This is a genomic window from Vulgatibacter incomptus (assembly GCF_001263175.1).
GTDB lineage: Bacteria > Myxococcota > Myxococcia > Myxococcales > Vulgatibacteraceae > Vulgatibacter > Vulgatibacter incomptus.
Map to the genome: position 1 here is coordinate 2,195,595 of NZ_CP012332.1, position 19,473 is coordinate 2,215,067.

Consider the following 19,473-nt stretch of genomic DNA (forward strand, 5'->3'; position numbering starts at 1 on the left):
GACGTAAAATGCCCCGCCGGAACGACATCCACACCATTCTCGTCGTCGGATCCGGTCCAATCGTCATCGGCCAGGCTTGCGAGTTCGATTACTCGGGCACGCAGGCTTGCAAGGCGCTCAGAGAGGACGGCTTTCGCGTCGTCCTCCTCAACTCGAATCCGGCAACGATCATGACGGATCCGGGGACGGCTGACGCCACCTACGTGGAGCCGATCACGGTCGAGACCGCCGAACGCATTCTCGAGCTCGAGCGCCCAGACGCGCTGCTCCCCACCATGGGCGGCCAGACGGCGCTCAACCTTGCCAAGGCCCTCGCCGAGCAAGGCATCCTGGAGAAATACGGCTGCAAGCTCATCGGCGCGTCGCTCGACGCGATCCAGATGGCCGAGGATCGCGAGCTCTTCGGCCAGGCCATGGAGCGCATCGGCCTCGCGGTCCCGCGGAACGGCGTGGCCCGCACGATGGAGGAGGCCCGCGCCATCGTGGAGCGCACGGGCTTCCCCGCGATCCTGCGGCCCTCGTACACCCTGGGCGGCACTGGCGGCTCGATCGCCTACAACAAGGTCGAGCTCGAGGCGAAGGCGAAGGCCGCCATCGAGGCCTCGCCGGTCGGCAGCGTCCTCATCGACGAGAGCGTGCTCGGCTGGAAGGAGTACGAGCTCGAGGTGATGCGCGATCGCAACGACAACGTCGTGATCGTCTGCTCCATCGAGAACTTCGACCCGATGGGCGTGCACACGGGCGACTCGATCACCGTCGCGCCGGCGCAGACCCTCACCGACAAGGAGCTCGAGCGGTTGCGGAACGCCTCCCTCGCGATCATCCGCGAAATCGGCGTGGAGAGCGGCGGCTGCAACATCCAGTTCGGCGTCGATCCGAAGACCGGCCGCGTGGTGGTCATCGAGATGAACCCGCGGGTGTCGCGCTCGTCCGCCCTGGCGTCCAAGGCCACGGGCTACCCGATCGCGAAGATCTCCGCGCGACTCGCCGTGGGCTACACCCTGGACGAGCTCGCAAACGACATCACCCGCGAGACCCGGGCCGCCTTCGAGCCCAGCATCGACTACGTGGTCACCAAGATGCCGCGCTTCGCGTTCGAGAAGTTCCCGGACGCGGACGCCCGCCTCAACACGCAGATGAAGAGCGTGGGCGAGGCGATGGCGATGGGCCGCACCTTCCAGGAGTCGCTGCAGAAGGTGCTGCGCTCGATGGAGACCGGCACCTACGGCCTCGAGTCCCCGCTGGGCAAGCGGCCCGGTGATCGCTACGACGCCGACGAGCTCGACGCGATTCGCAGCAAGGCCCGCGTCGCGACGCCGGGCCGGCTCCACTGGGTGGCGGAGGCCCTCAGGGCCGGAATCCCCGTGCAGGACCTCTACGAGCTCACCGCGATCGATCCCTGGTTCCTCGGCGAGCTCCTCTCCATCCTGGAAGACGAAGCGGAGGTCGCCGCGAGCGGCCTCGGCGACGCGGAGCGCTTGCAGGAGCTCAAGTCCCGCGGCTTCTCCGACAAGCGCCTGGCCTGGCTGACGCGCTCCACCGAGGCGGAGGTCCGCGCGACGCGCGCTCGCCTCGACGTCCACCCGGTGTTCAAGAGGGTCGACACCTGCGCCGCTGAGTTCGAGGCGCACACGCCCTACCTCTACTCGACCTATGAGGACGAGTGCGAGGCGCGGCCGACCCGGGAGCGGAAGGTGCTCATCCTGGGAGGCGGCCCGAACCGGATCGGCCAGGGGATCGAGTTCGACTACTGCTGCGTCCATGCCTGCTTCGCGCTGAAAGAGGCGGGCATCGAGACCATCATGGTCAACTGCAACCCGGAGACGGTGTCCACGGACTACGAGACGGCGGATCGGCTCTACTTCGAGCCGCTCACCCTCGAGGACGTCCTCGAGATCGTCCGGGTCGAGCGGCCGATGGGCGCCATCATCCAGTTCGGCGGACAGACGCCCCTGAAGCTCGCCGCCGCCCTCGAGGCGGAGGGCGTGACAATCCTGGGCACCAGCCCTGACGCGATCGGCAGGGCCGAGGATCGCGAGCGCTTCGGCGCGGTGGTCGAGAAGCTCGGGCTGCTCCAGCCCGAGGGAGGCTCCGCCCGCTCCGCCGAGGAGGCCATCGCGGTGGCCTCCCGGGTCGGCTACCCGGTGATGGTGCGCCCCTCCTTCGTGCTGGGCGGACGCGCCATGGAGATCTGCCTGGACGAGGCCCAGCTCCGCGCGTACCTGGCCGGCGCCATCGAGGCCTCGGAGGAGCGGCCGGTCCTCGTCGACCGCTACCTGCGCGACGCCACCGAGGTCGACATCGACGTCCTCTGCGACGGTGACCGCTGCGTGGTCGGCGGGGTGATGGAGCACATCGAGGAGGCCGGTGTCCACTCCGGTGACTCCGCGTGCTCGCTCCCGCCCTTCTCTCTCCCGGCGGAGGTCGTGCGGCGGATCGAGGAACAGTCGCTCCGGGTCGCCCGGGAGCTCGGCGTCGTCGGCCTGATGAACGCGCAGTTCGCGGTGCAGGGCGACGCCGTCTACGTGCTCGAGGTGAACCCTCGCGCCTCCCGTACGGTGCCGTTCGTGGCGAAGGCCACGGGCGTGCCGCTGGCGAAGCTGGCGGCCCTCGCGCAGGTCGGAATCCGGCTCCCCGCGGAGCTCCCCGATCGGCCGAGCCTCGCCCACTTCGCGGTGAAGGAGTCGGTCTTCCCCTTCCCGAAGTTCCCAGCGGTCGATCCCGTGCTGGGGCCGGAAATGAAGAGCACCGGCGAGGTGATGGGCATCGACACCGACTTCGCCCGCGCGTTCTGGAAGAGCCAGGTCGCGGCGGGCAACGCCCTTCCCCGCGGCGGACGCTGCTTCGTCTCGGTCTGCGACAAGGACAAGCCGGCCGCCGCCGCTCTCGCCGAGCGGCTCGTGGCCCTGGGCTTCCAGCTCGTCGCCACCAAGGGAACCGCCGGCTTCCTCGCCTCCAGGGGGATCCGGGCGTCGACGGTGCACAAGATCGCCGAGGGCCGGCCTCACGTCGTGGACAAGATCCTCGACGGCGAGATCCAGCTCGTGATCAACACCACTGCCGGCAAGAAGGAGCTCGCGGACAGCTTCCCCATCCGCCGCGAGACGCTGAACCGGCAGATCCCCTACTACACGACCATGTCGGGGGCGAAGGCGGCCATCGCCGCGATGGAGGAGCTGCGCCACGGCGAGCCCGCGGTGCGGCCGCTCCAGTGGTACCACTCGACCAGAAGGGAGAACGCGTGAGAACCCAGCGAAAGGCGCATCTCGCGCTCGCAGACGGCACGGTCTTCACGGGCCTGGCCTTCGGCGCCGAGGCGGAGACCGTGGGTGAGGTGGTCTTCAACACCTCGCTCACCGGCTACCAGGAGACCCTCACCGATCCCTCGTACGTAGGCCAGATCGTCACGTTCACCGTGCCGGAGCTCGGCAACGTCGGTGTGAACCACGTTGACCAGGAGTCCGAGAAGCCCCACGCCATCGGCGTCATCGCGCGCCACGTGGCGAGGATCCCGTCCAACTACCGGGCCACGGGCTCGCTCCCCGACTGGATGGAGAGGCACGGCCTCCCGGGCATCGAGGGGATCGACACCCGCAAGCTCGTGCGCCACCTGCGCGACCACGGCGCGCAGGCGGGGGTCCTCTCGACCCTCGCGGACGCCGAGCCCGCCGCCCTGGTGGAGAAGGCGCGAGCAGCCGCGGACATGAGCGGGCTCGACCTGGTCACGGGCATCACCACCCGCGCGGCCTACGAGTTCAACCGGCCCATGGGTGAGCCCCTCGACGGCGAGGCCGTGGCGCCCGCCGCACGCTTCCACGTGGTGGCCTACGACTACGGCCTCAAGGCCGCGATGCTCCAGCTCCTCGTAGACCGGGGCTGCCGGATCACCGTGGTCCCCGCCCACACGCCGGCGGAGGAGGTGCTTGGGCTGCGGCCCAACGGCGTCTTCCTCACCAACGGCCCTGGCGATCCGGCGGCAGTCACCTACGCAGCCCCCATCGTCCGCGGGCTCCTCGGCAAGGTGCCCCTCTTCGGCATCTGCCTGGGCCACCAGATCCTCGCGCTCGCCATCGGAGCCCGCACCTTCAAGCTCCGCTTCGGCCACCGCGGCGCGAACCACCCGGTCCTCGATCGCCGCACGGGCAAGGTGGCGATCACGTCGCAGAACCACGGCTTCGCCGTCGACGCCGCGTCGCTGGAGGGGACCGGCGCCGAGGTGACCCACGTCTCGCTGAACGACGGGACGGTCGAGGGGATCGCGATCCCGCACCTCTCGGCCTTCAGCGTCCAGCACCACCCCGAGGCGTCGCCCGGGCCCCACGACGCGCGGGAGCTCTTCGACCGCTTCCTCCGCGAGATGGAAGCGCGCAGGGCTTAGCGGTCGGCTGAAATGCGGCGAGCGGCATGCCCGCTCGCCGTCCGCTCCGGCGACGCCTAGAAGTACCCCCACCTGCGGCGGAGGACCCACTCGCTGCCGAGGCAGACAGCGAGGATCGCCAGCGGCCAGAACCGGTCCCAGATGGGCCGGTCCTGCGCGCGGCCGATCTCCACCACGTCGGGAGGGGCCAGGGCGAGGTCGGGGAGCTCACGGGCGGAGGACTCGATGAAGCCGCCGCCGGTCGCCTCGGCGATGGCGCGCAGGAGCGCGGGCCGTGGCCTCACCTCGGAGCGCTCGACGGAGGTGGCGCGAACGGCGACCACGTCCTCACCGCTGCCGAGGGGTGCGCCGCCGAGGGACGCCCGCGCCAGCAGCTTGTAGGCGCCCGGTCCTGGCGATGCGACCTCGAAGCGCGCGGTTCCGTCGGTTCCCGACGCCAGGTGCTCCTGGTGCACGAGCCTGCCACTCTCCGCGTCGACGACCGAGACATCGACCTCCGCGTCGGCGGCGGGTCCGTAGTCCGAGCGGCGGACCGTGATGGTGGCGACGACGGGCTGCCCCGGCTCGACGGAGCGCTGCGCCGCCTGGACCTGCACCGGCGTCAGCTCGGGATCGCGCACGAGCCAGCGGATCGCGTTGGACCAGAGGCGCTCGTACGCCCGCGAGGTGCCGCCGCCCTCCCCCGACGCCACCAGCGACCAGAACCACGACGAATCGGTGGTGAGCGCCATCACACGGCCCTTCCCCACCTCGCTCACGACGAGCACCGGCGCGTTCTCGTTGCCCACGGGGAGGTGCGGATGATCGAGGAGGACCCTCGCCCCCGGCTTGGCGCGGGTGACGTTGATCCCGGGGAGCTGCGGGAGCTTCTCCCAGGCGCTCTGGTTCGCTTCGGCGCCTGCGGCGAGCCGCGTGATCGGGTGGCGCAGGCCCGCCTCGGTGAGCCGCGGCGGGAAGAGCGCCTCGACCGGCGCGGTCCCGGCGGGCTCCACCGGGAGGATGTCGCCGAGGGGGCTCTGGTCGTAGCCGCCCTCGCCGAACGAATTCTCACCACCGATCATCACGAAAGCGCCGCCTTCTTCCACGTAACGCCGGATGTTCGGCAGGTACGCGTCCATCCGGTACGGGCGGTACGCGAAGTTCTGGAAGATCACCAGGTCGAAGCTCTTGAGCTGGCGGTCGAAGATCTCCTGGACCGGGAACGGGATCAGCGAGAGCTCCGCCTCGCCCGCCTTGGGCTGATCCTGCGCGGTCCGGAGGATGAAGAAGGAGATCAGATCGACGTTCGGATCGTTCTTGAGCAGCGTGCGTAGGAAGCGCTGGTCCCAGGACGGCCGACCCACAACCAGGAGCGCACGGACGCGATCGCGGATCACCTTGAGCACGAAGCTCCGGGCGTTGTTCGACTCGACCGCCTCGCCCTCGAAGACCGGCGCGGAGACAGTGAAGACGAACTCGCCGATCTCCTCGGGCACGAAGGAGAGCTTCACCGAGTACCGCGTCTCGTCAGGCCGGAGGCGCACGGTCTGCTGCGAGACCACCTGCCCTTCGCGCCGCAGCGTGACGGGCACCTCGACCTCGCCCATGCCGCTCGCGACGATGGTGGCCTCGACCTCAACCGTGTTGCGCACGAAGGCGAAATCCTCCACGTGGACGGACTCGATGGAGAGGTCCTTCACCGTGCCGCTGACGACGGCCACCGTGGACACGGGGATCTTCAGCGCCTCGAGCGCCTTTCTCGATGCGCCGTTCACGCCGCCCGCGAGCTCTGCGTTGTCCGCGCCGTCGGAGACGACGACGGCCCCGGCGAGCTTTCGGCCCGATCCGGCGCCGCCCGCCAGAGAGCGGAGCGCGCCGAGGAGATCGGTCTTCTCGGCCCTGGCCTCGAGGCCGGTCCTCGCGGCCTCGGCCTCGATCGGCGTCAGGGACTCGCCGAGCTCGTAGTACTCCAGCGAGTAGTCGTGCTCGAGGCCGGCGAGCTTCGGCGACACGGCGGAGAGCCACGCCGCCGCCTCCGCCGAGCGGGACGCCCCCTTGGCCTCGGTGGGGAACTGCATCGACGCCGAGCCATCCACCAGCACCGCGAGCCGGCTGCGCACCCGGGCGGTCTGGAGGAGGCGCACGCCCGGCTCGAGCACCACGAAGAGCGCGGCGAGCATGGAGATTGACCGCAACGCCAGCAGCGACGCCCGGCGCCAGCGGCGAGGCTCCTTGCGGAGGCCGCGGGCCGCGAGCAGCACGCCGCCCACCGCGAGGAGGCCCAGGAGGCCGAGCGCCCAGGTCGGCCAGGGCGAGAGCGTCACCAGACGCCAGTCGTTGTAGGCCTCCACCTAGCGGCGCCTCTTCATGATGAACGGGAGGTGCACCTGGTCGTCCTTGTAGTCGGTGCACATCGAGTACATGACGATGTTCACACCCAGCCGAAACGCGATCTCGCGCTGGGACTCGCCCCCCGGAACGACCTCGTACTCCCAGCTCCCGAGCTCGTCACGAGCCCACGCGCCGCCGAGGTCGTTCGCGGAGACCACCGCCATGAGGCGCGAGCCCTCCGAATAGGCGGAGAGGTAAGGGCTCGCCAGGGTGCGGCCGGCGGGGTGATTGACGAGGTAGAAACTCTTGTAGAGCACATGCTCCGCCGGGATCCGGCCCGCCGTCCTGCCGGGCAGGATCCGGGCGAGCTCCCTCTCGCACGAGGCGGCGAAGCGGCCGTCTCCGGCGTCATCGCAGAGGAGGAAGCCGCCGTAGGTCAGGTAGCGCCTGAGGTTGTCCACCTCGGCTGCGGAGAGCGGCGGCAGCTCGCGCTTCCCGGCGAGATAAAGGAAGGGGTGGCGGAAGACCTCCGGGGAGTCGAGCGGGAGGGCCTTCTCCTCGGGGACCGTGGCGATGCTGGTCCGGGTGCCGATCTCGAAAGCCAGGCGCCGAAGGGCCGAGGGCCGCGGGTTCCAGTCGCCGGCGTACTTTCCCTGGACGAAGACCAACCGGGAGGTCTCGCCGAACGCGGCGGCGCCCTGCGGGATCGCGACGATCAGGAGCGCGATTAGGAGGGCTCGGGCCAGCGGTGCTCTGGAGACGTCGCGCTCGTTCATCCTGCTCGTCCTCGTTCGGAGGGCGCCTCTCTCGGGCGTTCGAAAATGGTCCGGCACGTGTGCCCGTTTGATACCGCAATCCGCGCCCCGCCGGGCCCCCAACCGCTGCCGGGGCGGCCGGATTCCCGCCCGCCCGTCCGGCGGGCCCTCGCATGACACACGAGCTTGCCGCTGGGAGCCCGGGCCCGTAGAGTCCGGTCGATGAGCGCCAAAGCCAAACAGGAATCCTCGCCGTCCGCGAGCATGCGCGCTACCTATGCCACCGGCGACGTGAAGGGCGCACGCAGGCTCGCCCTCGCGATCACCGCCGACGAGTCCGCCGGCGCCGACGCCAGAGCCGACGCGCTGCACCTGTTGGAGCAGACGGACGTCGATCCCCGGGCGCTCGCGATCGGCGCGTTCGCGCTCGTGCTCGCGGCGGTCTTCATTGGCTTCTTCCTCTTCTAGCGACCAGCTCCGCGGCCCCGCAATGGCTGCGGCTGCGCTGCTGGCGCCATTGGTGGCCTCCGCGGCAGACGCCGGCGCCCTCTCCTCCTCGATCGCCGATCGAGCGGAGGCGCTCGACCTCCGCGCGATCGGCGAGGCCGCCAATCTCTGGCCCTGGTGGCTCGCCCTCCCGTTGCTGGCGGTGGGGCTCTTGGTCTGCGGCTTCGGCTCCCGTGGCCCGGGGAAGCGGGTGGTGGTCGCCGCCCTCGCCGGCGGCGTCGCGTGGCAGCTCGGCGGGATGCTGCCCTCCTGGCTCTCGAGCGCCTCGTTGCCGTGGCTCCCGGCCGCGATCTTCGCCGCCGTCGGCCTTGTGCTCCCCTCCCTCGGCGCCGCGGCCGGCGGCGCGCTCGTCGGGGCCTGGCTCGGAACCCGCCTGGGCCCGGAGGAGCGGCGGCTCTACGTCCAGCTCGCAGCGGGACTGGCTCTCGGTGTCGCAGCGATGGTCGCCGCCCGGCGGATCGCCGCGATCGCCTCCGCGACCGCCGGCGCCATCGTCGCAACCGTCGCCGCCATCGCCCTTCTCCCGGCCCCGGTACGCGAGACGCTCGCGAAGTACCCGGCGGCGCCGCTGCTCCCGATGGTCGTGATCGCGATCGCGGGCGCCGCGTTCCAGATCGCGCGAAAGAAGCGCTCCGCCGTGGAGAAGCCTCGAAAGCCGTCCAAGAAGAAGGACGAGCCAGAGAGCGAGGCGGCGTGATGCGAGCCTCGTTGGCCGTCCTGCTGGCCCTCGCTCTCGCGCCTGCCCTCGCGGCTGGCGCGGAGGCGCCCTCCAGCGGAACCGCTGCCGCCTCGTATGCGACCGCGGCTGCGGGGAGAGGCTCCGCCGACCTAGTCGACGTCGCCTCGCTCATCCCGGACGCGATCGTCGACCTCCGCTACGCGACCGACGCGAACTTCATGAAGCGCGCCGTCTACCCGAAGAGCGCCCGCTGCTTGCTCCGGCCCGGGACCGCGAAGCGCCTGGTGAAGGCTGCAGACGCTCTCCGTGCCCAAGGCGGCATTCGCCTCGTGCTCTACGACTGCTATCGGCCGCTCTCCGTGCAGAAGACGATGTGGGAGATCTTCCCGGTTCGGGGCTACGTCGCGCCCCCGTCCGGCGGCAGCATCCACAACCGGGGCGCCGCCATCGACCTCGGCCTCGCCTCCGCAGACGGAGCGATCCTGCCGATGCCCTCCGCCTACGACGAGTTCTCCGAACGCGCCTGGCACGCCTACGACGGCGGCACCGCCGAGGAGCTCCGAAACCGCTCTCGCCTCAAGTCGGCGATGGTCGCCGCGGGCTTCTCGACCATCCGCATGGAGTGGTGGCACTACGAGGATCCGGGGGAGCGAAAGGCCCCCCTGCTGGACCGCCCGTTCGCGCTCGACCCGCCATAGGCCGATCCGCGAGGACCAAACCTGAGTTCGCCGCCCGACTCGCCTGCGCCGCAGGTCAATACCAGCGGCGGATCCGCAGCTCGATTCCCGGCTGGCTCGCGAGCGCCGCCTCGAGCTCACCCAGGTTCGAGCCGCGGAAGTGGTACGGGTACATCACCTTCGGCCGGAACGCCTGGATACACACGGCCGCCTCCGACGGCGGCATCGTGTACGGAAGATTCATCGAGACGAACGCCACGTCTACGTTTCGCAGCGCCTTCATCTCGTCGGTGCACTCGGTATCGCCTGAAATATAGATACGCTTGTCACCGACAGTGAGCAGGTATCCGTTCCCCCTGCCCTTGTCGTGGAAGAGCTTCCCCGGCGCCGGTCCCCGCTCGAGGTTGTACATCGGGATCGCCTCCACGCCGAGCTTGCCGAGATCCCGCGACTCCCCGTTCCGCAGCACCACCGCGCCGGGCACCTGATCCGCGACCACCGGCGGCGCCACGACGACGGTTCCCTCCTTGACCACCTTCGACAACGCCGAAGCGTCGAAGTGGTCGGGATGGATGTCCGTGATCAGGACGTAGTCCGCCTTCGGTCCGGAGAGATCCCCCTCGGACCAGGGATCGATCCAGACCACCGCGCCATCCAGCTCGAGGCGAAGCGTGCCGTGGTGCACCGGCACGATCCGCAACGGCCCCGCCGACGTCGACAGAACGTCGTCTCCCGCTGCCAGGGCTGTCGTGGCGGCTGCGGGAACCGCCGAAGCGGCTCCAGTAGCGGACCCGGTGCATCCGGCTCCAACCAAAGCGCAAGCGACGAGGGAAACGATGCGACGGTCGATCATGCGTTCACCCTATCCCACGCGGGAGCCGCCCGGGTCGGGAGGAAAGGCGACCTACGGCGCGGTCATGAAAAAGCCGGGACCCGTGCCGTACATCGTCAGCTCGTCGGCGAGGCGGGAGCGCTGGAGCCCCCTTCCGCTCCCGTCGGTGACGTCGTCCGCGGCGAATCCCGCGTCGAGGAAGGCGCGGACCTCCCAGCTGTAGCCCTCCCCGGCGCTCAGTCCGCCGAGGGCGCCGAAGTCCGGAACGTCCAGGCGCGTTTCGGCGCCCGGGAGAACGAAGGTCAGCGATCCGACGGTCAGCCAATAGCTCCGAGCGCCCGCCACCGGCTTCCACTCGAGGGTCGGGGTCCGCGACACGCCCTGCGCATTGTATGCGGGCGCCGTGGTCATGAGGGCCACCGGCGCGGCCAGGCTCAAGGACGTGTCACCACCCATCACAACCGGCATGACCCTCACAGCCATGTTCTCGCTCTCGTCGTTCGCGCGGCTCGAGATCCCCGCCGCGCCGGGGAAGCGCAAGGTCGCCTGAGAGGGCATCCATTCCCCAGGTGATGGCCGGAAGCGAACGCCCTGCACGTCGAACCACTCGACCTGGTTCGTCCAGAACGTGCGGTAGGCGCCGGGGTCGACGGTAATGGTCGTCCCCTCGGTCTGGAGATCGTCGAGGGCCGCGAGAGGCACGGTGAGGTCGCCGACCGAGCCACCGTGCTCGATCGAGAAGCTCGCCGTCTTCCCGAAGGCGAGAACCTCGTAGCGACCGTCGGAGTCGGTGCGTGCGCGGATCGCCGTGAGAGCGACCTCCCGCGCGCCATCCCCGTACCACTTGAAGTCTGCATCGAAGGCGCCGTCGACACCTGCGGCGACGGCGAGGGTGTCCGAACCGATGGTCAGGAGGATTCGCTCGTCCCGAGCCAACGGAAGCATCCCGCCCGCCACCTGGCCGGCGAGACGCACCTTCCGTTCCACGGTCCAGCCCGCCGAGGCCGGCACGACCGGATTGGCCCGGGTCAACCCCCGCAGCTCGTAGACAGCGCGAGACACGCTCACGGTGAGGTCGTAGGGCGCTCGCACGTCCGCGAAGGTGAAGGTACCGTCGGCCCCGGTCGAGATCGCATCGCCATAGACGCCGTCCAGCGCCACGAGCGCGCCAGCCACCGGCTTCCCCGTCTCATCGATGACGCGGCCGGCGACGTCGAATTCCGTGGGGGTCGTCCCGCCCGAGCCCGCTTCGCCTTCCGAGCCCGCGACTCCGCCAACGCCGCCGACTCCGCCTTCGCCTCCGGCGCCGGCGCCGGCATCTCCTCCGGCTCCGCCGGTCCCAGGCGTCCCGGATTTGCTCTCCGAGGAACTGCAGGCGGCCAGGAGCGCCAGCGCTGCGAAAAGGGCCAGACTCCCTCCGAATCCACGAAGACGCATGTCGGCATTCCCTTTGGTGACGAGATCCCTTCCGGATCGCGCGAGGCCGGAAGGACACCCGATGCAAGGTTCACTGTCAACGACAAGCCGATCGTCGAACGTCGCGGGTCAGGGCGTGGCGCCGGTGGCCTGGAGGCGCCCGCTTCGGCACCACTCGCTCCACGATCCCACGTAGAGAGCGGCGCCGTGAAGTCCAGCGATCTCGAGGGCGAGGAGCGTATGACAAGCGGTGACCCCGGAGCCGCAGTGGACGACGAGGCGCTCCGGGGGCACATCGCCGAGGAGGGCCTGGTACTGGCGACGCAGCGCTTCGGGCGAGAGGAAGCGGCCGTCGGGACCAAGGTTCTCGGTTAGAGGCAGGTTGCGGGCGCCCGGGATGTGCCCGGCCACTGGATCGAGGGGCTCGACCTCCCCGCGGTAGCGGGGGGCGGCGCGCACGTCGAGGACGAGGTGGCCGGCGATGTCCCGGCGCTCGTCCACCTCGTCGATGGTCGCCTGAGGCCAGGAAAACGGCCGCGCGGGTCCGACTGCCGCCGGGGAGGCGTCGGCAGCCTCGATCGTCGTCTGCCAGCCCGCGGCGATGGCGGCCTGGAGGCCACCGTCGAGGACGAAGGCGTGCTCGTGGCCCACGCTCCGGAGCATCCACCACATCCGCGCCGCCGCGTTGGCGCCGCCCTGATCGTCGTAGATCACCACCCGCGTCTCGGGCCGGATTCCCCACGAGGCCAGGCGCGCCGCCCAGGCCGCCGGATCCGGCAGCGGGTGCCTGCCGCCCCGGGCCGGAATGTCCGCCGGGCCGGCGAGGTCCCGATCGAGGTCGGCGTGCAACGCACCTGGGAGATGGCCTGCGGCGTAGGCGGGCGCGGGCCTGGTGTCGAAGAGGAGGTACGGGGGTTTCAGCTCGGAGACCTGTACGAGAGGCGATTCGCTCATGGAGCGACTCTACTGCCCCCGTGGCCAAGCTCCCACCGGTCCTCGCGCCTCGGCACGCGGGTCGATCCCACAAGAATTCCGATGGGCACCACGCCGTCCCGATGGACCGGCACGCCCGATCGGGTCGCGGACGCTCGCACCATGTGCTAGGCCAAGGACATGTCCGACTTCGTCCACCTACATCTCCACACCCTCTATTCGCTCCTCGACGGCGCGATCCGGATGAAGGACCTGATCAAGGGGGTCAGCGAGAAGAAGATGTCGACCGTGGCCGTGACGGACCACGGCAACATGTTCGGCGCGGTGGACTTCTACAAGACCGCCAAGGCCGCGGGGATCAAGCCGATCTTCGGCTGCGAGGCCTACGTGGCCGGGCCGAAGGGGCGCGGGGATCGCAGCGAACGGGTCTCGAACCACCTCGTGCTCCTTGCGAAGGATCAGGAGGGGTGGCGGAACCTGCGCTACCTCGCGTCGATGGGCTACGTGGAGGGGCACTACTACCACCCGCGTATCGACAAGCAGCTCCTCAAGAAGCACTCGAAGGGACTCTTCGGCCTCACCGCCTGCCTGGGCGGCGAGGTTCCCCAGCTCGCGAAGCGCGGCGACATGGACGGCGCCCGTCGGGCGGCGCTCGAATACAAGGAGATCTTCGAGCCGGGACACTTCTTCCTGGAGATCCAGTCGAACGGGATGGCGGATCAGGAGATCGCCAACGCCGAGCTGAAGCAGCTCTCCCGCGACCTGGAAATCCCCCTCGCTGCCACCGCGGACGCGCACTACGTGAAGCGCGAGGACGCGAAGGCCCACGAGCTCCTGATGTGCATCGCGCAGGGGAAGCTCTATGACGATCCCAAGCGGATGCGCCACGAGACGGAGGAGCTCTACATCAAGAGCCCCGAGGAGATGCTGGCGCACTTCACCGACGTCCCCGAGGCGGTGGAGAACACCGTCCTCATCGGCCAGCAGTGCAACGTGGAGCTGGAGCTCGGCAAGGTCTACCTCCCGAAGTTCCGGGTGCCGGACGGCCACGACAACGACAGCTTCCTCGCGCACCTGGCGCGGACGGGCCTCGACCGCCGCTTCAAGGAGCTGGAGAAGCGCTATCCCCTCGACCGGGACGAGTACCGGCGCCGGTTGGAGATGGAGATCGCCGTCATCCAGTCGATGGGGTTCTCCGGCTACTTCCTGATCGTCCAGGACTTCATCAACTGGTCGAAGGAGCACGGGATCCCGGTGGGGCCGGGCCGCGGCTCGGGTGCGGGCTCGCTGGTGGCGTACACCCTGCGGATCACGGACATCGATCCCATCCCCTACGCCCTCCTCTTCGAGCGCTTCCTCAACCCCGAGCGCGTCTCGATGCCGGACTTCGACGTCGACTTCTGCCAGACCCGCCGCGGGAAGGTGATCGACTACGTCACCCAGAAGTACGGCGAGGACAACGTCGGCCAGATCATCACCTTCGGCCAGCTCTCGGCCAAGAGCGCGATCAAGGATGTGGGCCGGGTGCTCGGTCTCACCTTTGGTGAATGCAACGAGCTCACCAAGAACATCCCCAACCTCGTCGATGGCAAGCCGCCCACGATCGAGAAGGCCCTCGAGGCGGATCCCGCGCTGCAGGAGCGGGTGAACGGCGACGCGCGGATCGGCGAGGTCTTCCGGATCGCGAAGGCGCTCCAGGGGCTGAACCGCCAGGCCGGCATGCACGCCGCGGGCGTGGTGATCTCGGACAAGCCGCTCTGGGAGTACGTCCCGCTCTACCAGCCCTCGGGCGAGAAGTTCCTGGTCACGCAGTACGCCAAGGACGAGGTGGAGGAGGCGGGCCTGGTGAAGTTCGACTTCCTGGGCCTGAAGACGCTCACCGTGATCGACGACGCGATCGCGATGATCAACGAGAACAACCCGGGGCAGACGCCGCTCAGCCCCGAGGTGATCCCGATCGACGACGCGAAGACCTACGAGATGCTTTCCCGGGGAGACACCCAGGGCGTCTTCCAGCTCGAATCGTCGGGCTTCACCGAGCTCCTCAAGAAGCTCAAGCCGGACCGCTTCGAAGACATCGTCGCCGCCGTGGCGCTCTATCGCCCGGGCCCGCTGCAGTCGGGCATGGTCGACGACTTCATCGAGCGAAAGCACGGGCGGCAGAAGGTCACCTACCCCCACCCCGACCTGGAGCCGATCCTGCGCCCGACCTACGGCGTGATCGTCTACCAGGAGCAGGTGATGCAGATCTCGCAGGTGCTCGGGGGTTACACCCTGGGTCGCGCCGATCTGCTCCGCCGCGCCATGGGCAAGAAGAAGGCGGAGGTGATGCAGCAGGAGCGCGTCGGCTTCGTGGACGGCGCGAAGAACAACTCGGTCGATCCGAAGCTGGCCGGCGAGATCTTCGACCTCATGGAGAAGTTCGCCGCGTACGGCTTCAACAAGTGCGTGGTGGGCGAGACGCGGGTCGTGGACGCGCACACTGGCGCCCTTGTGCGGGTGGACGAGCTCTTCGCCAGGCGTCCGGCGGGCTTCGAAACCCTCTCCCTCGACGAGACCACCGGCAAGATGGTGGCCCGCCGCGTCACCGACGTGATGCAGAACGGTGTGAAGCCCGTCTTCACCGTCACGACGGCCCAGGGAAAGAAGGTGACCGCCACCGGAAACCACCCTTTCCTCACCAAGACGGGCTGGAAGTGGCTCGAGGAGCTGCGGCAGGGAGAGGAGATCGCGACGCCGCGAGCTCTGCCCCTCGCCAGGGGCGCCTCGTGGCCGCGGCACCAGCTCGTGGTGCTGGCAGGCATGCTCTCCGGTGCGGCTTCGCGCGTGGACGGCGCGTGGGAGATCCGCCTGGGCTCCGAGGCGCTGGCGGAGGACTTCGAGCACGCGGCGCGCTGCTTCCGGCACACCGCGGTCACCGAGGTTCGCGGCTCCCGGATCCGCATCCAGGCGCCGCAGCCTTTCCTCGCCTCCGGCGGCGCCGCACCGCAGCTCCGGCCCGCCGGGGACTGCGAGCTCGGGACCTGGGCCAAAGCTCTCGGCGTCCTTTGCCACGAATCGACTCCCCAGCCGAGCGCTCAAGAGGCCCGAGGCGCTACCGCCGCGGCCTCGCTGCCCGCCGAGCTGTTCACGCTGCGCGACGGCGACCTCGAGCTCTTCCTCGGGCGGCTCTGGTCCGCGTCGGGGACGCTCTCGTCGACCCCTCTCCTCGCGGTCGCGAACGAGGGGCTCGCGCGGGATCTCCAGCACCTCCTCTCCCGCCTCGGCATCGTCGCCGCCGTGCGCCAGGGGAGAGCTCGTGAAACGAGCTCTCGCGGAGCCGAAGGCGGAGCAGACAAGAAGAGGAGCGTTTCCGCGCGGAGCGCGGGTGAAGAACTCGGGCCCGCTTCTGCGGGACCGAGTTCTTCACCCGCTCTGGCCGGGTGGAAGGTGAAGCTCCTGGGCGGCGACGCGGTCGAGGCCTTCCACCACCGGGTGGGCCCGCACCTGGTGGGCCGCGAGGAGGAGCGCCGTGCGATGGCGGAGCAGATCCTCGCCCGCAAGCGCACCAAGAGGCCCGAGGACGAGATCCACTGGGACGAGATCGTCTCGATCGAGCCCGCCGGCGAGGCGATTACCTACGACCTCACCGTCGACGAGACCCACAACTTCGTGGCCGACGGGGTGATCGTCCACAACTCGCACTCGGCGGCCTACGCGCTGATCACCATGCAGACGGCGTGGCTCAAGTGCCACCACCGGGCCGAGTTCATGGCGGCGCTCCTCACGAGCGACGCGGACAAGACCGAGAAGCTCGTGGCCCACATCGCAGACTCGCGCGACCGCGATCTAGAGGTGCTGCCGCCCGACATCAACGAGTCGGCCCGCTCCTTCAACGGCCGCGGCAAGCAGATCCGCTTCGGCCTCGGCGGCGTGAAGGGAGTCGGCGAGACGGCGATCGACTCGATCCTGGAGGCCCGCCAGCGCAAGGGCGAGGATGGCCCCTTCTTCGGCCTCTACGACTTCTGCGAGCGGGTCGACCTGCGGCGCGTGAACCGCAAAGTGATCGAGTGCCTGGTGCGCTGCGGCGCCTTCGACTTCACCGCGATCCCCCGGTGGCGCCTCTTTGGCTCCATCGAGCGTGCCCTCGAGAGGGGGCAGTCCACGCAGCGCGATCGCGCCAGCGGCCAGTCCTCACTCTTCGGCCTCCTGGCCGGTCCGGCGAAGGCCGAGGAGAAGACGCCCGGCGGCGACGGCGACTATCCCGAGTCGGACCCGTGGACCGACAAGGAGAAGCTCGCCGGCGAGCGCGAGACCCTCGGCTTCTACATCACCGGCCATCCCCTGGATCAATACGCGGACGAGATCCGCCGGGTCGCGACCCACACCACCGCCCGGGTGCTCTCGAGCGCCAGGAACGGAGACAGCGTCAAGGTCGTCGGCGTGGTCTCGGCCCTGCGCTCGCGGCCGACCAAGACGGGCAAGCTCATGGGCTTCGCCACGATCGAGGATCTCACGGGTACCGTCGAGGTGATCTGCTTCGCCGGCGGAAGACGGCCCGGGCCTCCCGGTCCCGGCAGGCCCGCAGCCCGCACCGGCGGCTTCGAGGTCTGGCAGCCGCTGCTGGAGACCGATCAGCCCCTGCTCGTGTCGGGGACGGTCCAGCTCAACACGCGCGACGAGGAGAACCCGATCGCGGAGCTCATCGCGGACGACATCACGCCGCTCGCTGAGGTCCGGGCGCGCCACGCGTCCCGGTTCACGCTCACGCTCGACGCCGATCAGGCCTCCGCCGACAAGCTGCAGCGGGCCCGCGCCCTCCTCGGCCAGCATCCGGGGCCGCTGACGGTCGAGCTCCACATCCGGATCCCGGATCGCTCCACCACGCGCGTCGTCGTCCGCGACCTGAAGGTCGCCCCGACCGACGAGCTCGGCGAGCGGCTCAACCTCCTCTTCGGCGCTCGGGTGGTCGGCGTCGGCGCCTGAGCGTCGTCGGCCTCAAGGCTCGACGAGGTCGAGGAGCGCGGCGTTGTCGTATTCGGCGAGCACGACGCGGGCCGGATTGCCCATCACCAGCGCACCCGGGGGCACGTCGCGGGTGACGATGCTCCCGGCGCCGACCGTCGCGCCGTCCCCGATGTGGATGGGCCCCGTCAGCACGGAGTTTGGCCCGATCCAGACGTTGTTTCCGATCGTGGGGACGCCGCCGCGGCCGGCGGACAGGCCCATCCCGATCGTCACGCCGTGCGTCACGTTGCAATTGGAGCCAATCCGGGTCGGCCCGATGATGATCGAGTAGGGGTGGCCCAGGTGGAAGCCCGGACCGATCTCGCAACGCGGCGAGATCTCGACGTGCAGCACCAGCCGCACGAAGGCCTGGAGTACGACGTAGATCGCGTAGGGGATCACCGCGAAGGCCACGTGTTCCCTGTGCAGCGTCTGCGCGAGCTGGCCCAGGCGGTAGACGGCCACGCAGGGGATCTCGAGCTGCCAGAGCCACGCCTTCAGTTTTCCCGAGAACGAGGGCGTGCGCGTCCGCAGGCCGATCCGGTAGCCCTTCTCGCAATCCTCGCGCAGGTGCCAATGACGCTTTGGGAGCGCGACCCCTTCTGCGTGGTGGCCGGCGTCGGAGATCATCACCGGACCATACCCGCAGGCGCGACCTGCCTCCGGGCGGAGTCCTGCTCGAGCGAGGCCAGGAGCGCCACGAGCGCCCTCGCCACGTGCTCGCGCCCTGCTTCGTTGAGGTGCGAGCCGTCGTAGGTGTACGCCGGGATCAGCATCGGAACGTCGCGGCCCCCGAGACTCGAAGTGGTGACGCTTCCGTCGGTCCCGGTCGACTCGACACGGGCGAGGTCGAACACGGGCTCCCGGCCGCGGTAGGTCTCCCGAATCAGCGTGTTGAATTTCTCCCGAATCGCGTTCATCGACACCGAGGTAGGCCGTCCCATCATCGACTTCACGAGCGACTTCACGCCGCCCTGCCGGGCCGTGAGCGGCACGGTTACGTGGACGAAGGTCGTGGACGGAAACAGCCGTCGAAGCTCCTCGACCGAAGCCCGGTAGCCGGAGAAGAGCGCCGCCACGTCGGTCGATCCGTCGAAGTCGACGTAGCAGAGCTTCATCAACGCCAGCTCGGGGGCCTGCGCCGGATCGCCGCCGAACGCCCTCCGGAACGATTCCACTTTGGTCGAAGGCGCGCCGTTCTCGCCGATGAACGAGTGCCCGATCGTACCGGGAGCGAGCCCACACGCGTCCCGGGTCTCGACGACCCGCAGGGGGATTCCTTCACGCGCGGCAAGCGATGCCACCCCGGCGAGGATGTCGGCGCCCACCGACTGGTGTCCGAAGAAGATCGTCGCCCGCGAGAGGCGCTCCAGGTCGCTTCGGAGCGTCTCGTCTCGAGAGACGGGCGAGGATTCCGGAGCCGCGCACGCGCCGGCGACGACGCCCGCGACCATGGCGCTCAATACAAAAATTATCTGATTGGTCATACAGCCATGGTGATGCGATGGAACCGATCCGGTCAACGCGGCTCGGATCCTGCGAGTCTCGTTTTCAACAGGGACGCGAGATCACTTCGGAGAATCGAGGCGTGAGCGATGCTGTTGCTCCTGCATTCAATGAAAATCTAAGTATCCAATACACCCATTCGGGCCATTGTCTCGAGCCCGACGGGCCTTTCCAGCGCCATTCGACTGGGGTAAGCGTTCGCAGTTCCCGCCGCCGCAATGGAGTCACCGATGCTCCCTGGACGCATGTTCTGCCTTGCGCTGGCTTTCTCCTATTTGTCGATCGCCGGCGCGTGTAGCGACGGTGCTTCTTCGCATGGATCGGAGTCGAAGCCGACGCCGATCGAAGTCGAGCCGGCCAGCGCAGAGGTGAGAACCGGGGAACGACAGACGTTCACAGCCGTCGACGTCGAAGGCGCCGCCGTGGCGGTGGTCTGGTCGGTCGCGGAGGCCCACGGCGGAACCATCGACCCGAAGGGTCGGTACACGGCCCAG

The 19,473-nt window shown here is 69.4% G+C and carries 13 protein-coding genes and 1 pseudogene; 7 read left to right on the plus strand and 7 right to left on the minus strand.

Features of this window, described 5'->3' with window-relative positions; genetic code table 11:
- Positions 1-8: 8 nt before the first annotated feature.
- Positions 9-3,245, plus strand: a complete 3,237-nt coding sequence (gene carB / locus AKJ08_RS09035) for a carbamoyl-phosphate synthase large subunit (RefSeq protein WP_050725764.1) — start codon at positions 9-11, stop codon at positions 3,243-3,245.
- Entirely contained in the window at positions 3,242-4,378 is a 1,137-nt protein-coding gene (carA, locus tag AKJ08_RS09040; RefSeq protein WP_050725765.1) for a glutamine-hydrolyzing carbamoyl-phosphate synthase small subunit, read from the plus strand. Before carB ends, carA begins: the two co-directional genes overlap by 4 nt.
- 56 nt (positions 4,379-4,434) lie before the next feature.
- Here carA and AKJ08_RS09045 read toward each other — a convergent pair whose 3' ends face one another.
- Complete coding sequence (locus tag AKJ08_RS09045) at positions 4,435-6,708, minus strand: glutamine amidotransferase (protein WP_050725766.1); 2,274 nt, start codon at positions 6,706-6,708, stop codon at positions 4,435-4,437.
- A complete protein-coding gene (locus AKJ08_RS09050) occupies positions 6,709-7,464 on the minus strand; it encodes a DUF4159 domain-containing protein (protein ID WP_050725767.1) in 756 nt (251 codons plus the stop codon).
- 243 nt (positions 7,465-7,707) lie between these two features.
- Between AKJ08_RS09050 and AKJ08_RS09055 the strand changes: the two genes are divergently transcribed.
- The 3 genes from AKJ08_RS09055 to AKJ08_RS09065 are packed head-to-tail and all read left to right on the plus strand — an operon-like array spanning position 7,708 to position 9,327.
- The gene (locus AKJ08_RS09055; protein WP_050725768.1) at positions 7,708-7,911 is read left to right on the plus strand and encodes a hypothetical protein; all 204 of its coding nucleotides are present in this window, start codon (positions 7,708-7,710) and stop codon (positions 7,909-7,911) included.
- 22 nt (positions 7,912-7,933) lie between these two features.
- Complete coding sequence (locus AKJ08_RS09060) at positions 7,934-8,647, plus strand: hypothetical protein (protein ID WP_157370582.1); 714 nt, start codon at positions 7,934-7,936, stop codon at positions 8,645-8,647.
- Positions 8,647-9,327, plus strand: coding sequence for a M15 family metallopeptidase (locus AKJ08_RS09065; protein ID WP_050725770.1), 681 nt, complete (start codon positions 8,647-8,649; stop codon positions 9,325-9,327). The genes AKJ08_RS09060 and AKJ08_RS09065 overlap by 1 nt, the downstream gene beginning before the upstream one ends.
- A 55-nt stretch (positions 9,328-9,382) precedes the next feature.
- On the opposite strand, the gene AKJ08_RS09070 is transcribed toward AKJ08_RS09065, so the two are convergent.
- From AKJ08_RS09070 to AKJ08_RS09080, 3 genes are all read right to left on the minus strand, one after another.
- The gene (locus AKJ08_RS09070; protein WP_169788789.1) at positions 9,383-9,991 is read right to left on the minus strand and encodes an MBL fold metallo-hydrolase; all 609 of its coding nucleotides are present in this window, start codon (positions 9,989-9,991) and stop codon (positions 9,383-9,385) included.
- A gap of 219 nt (positions 9,992-10,210) precedes the next feature.
- Positions 10,211-11,575, minus strand: a complete 1,365-nt coding sequence (locus AKJ08_RS09075) for a carboxypeptidase-like regulatory domain-containing protein (protein WP_050725772.1) — start codon at positions 11,573-11,575, stop codon at positions 10,211-10,213.
- 108 nt (positions 11,576-11,683) lie between these two features.
- The gene (locus tag AKJ08_RS09080; protein WP_050725773.1) at positions 11,684-12,508 is read right to left on the minus strand and encodes a sulfurtransferase; all 825 of its coding nucleotides are present in this window, start codon (positions 12,506-12,508) and stop codon (positions 11,684-11,686) included.
- 159 nt (positions 12,509-12,667) lie between these two features.
- On the opposite strand from AKJ08_RS09080, the pseudogene dnaE reads away from it, so the two are divergent.
- Together dnaE and AKJ08_RS20900 are read left to right on the plus strand one after the other, a co-directional pair.
- Positions 12,668-16,162, plus strand: a pseudogene (gene dnaE, locus AKJ08_RS20895) (DNA polymerase III subunit alpha); the annotation flags it as partial.
- Between the two features lie 75 nt (positions 16,163-16,237).
- Entirely contained in the window at positions 16,238-17,452 is a 1,215-nt protein-coding gene (locus tag AKJ08_RS20900) for a helix-hairpin-helix domain-containing protein (RefSeq protein WP_420806383.1), read from the plus strand.
- A 12-nt stretch (positions 17,453-17,464) separates the two neighbouring features.
- On the opposite strand, the gene AKJ08_RS09090 is transcribed toward AKJ08_RS20900, so the two are convergent.
- Positions 17,465-18,103: a serine O-acetyltransferase gene (locus tag AKJ08_RS09090; protein ID WP_050725775.1), complete on the minus strand. Its 639-nt coding sequence runs from the start codon at positions 18,101-18,103 to the stop codon at positions 17,465-17,467.
- Positions 18,103-18,936, minus strand: coding sequence for a hypothetical protein (locus AKJ08_RS09095; RefSeq protein ID WP_157370583.1), 834 nt, complete (start codon positions 18,934-18,936; stop codon positions 18,103-18,105). Before AKJ08_RS09095 ends, AKJ08_RS09090 begins: the two co-directional genes overlap by 1 nt.
- Positions 18,937-19,473: the final 537 nt, after the last annotated feature.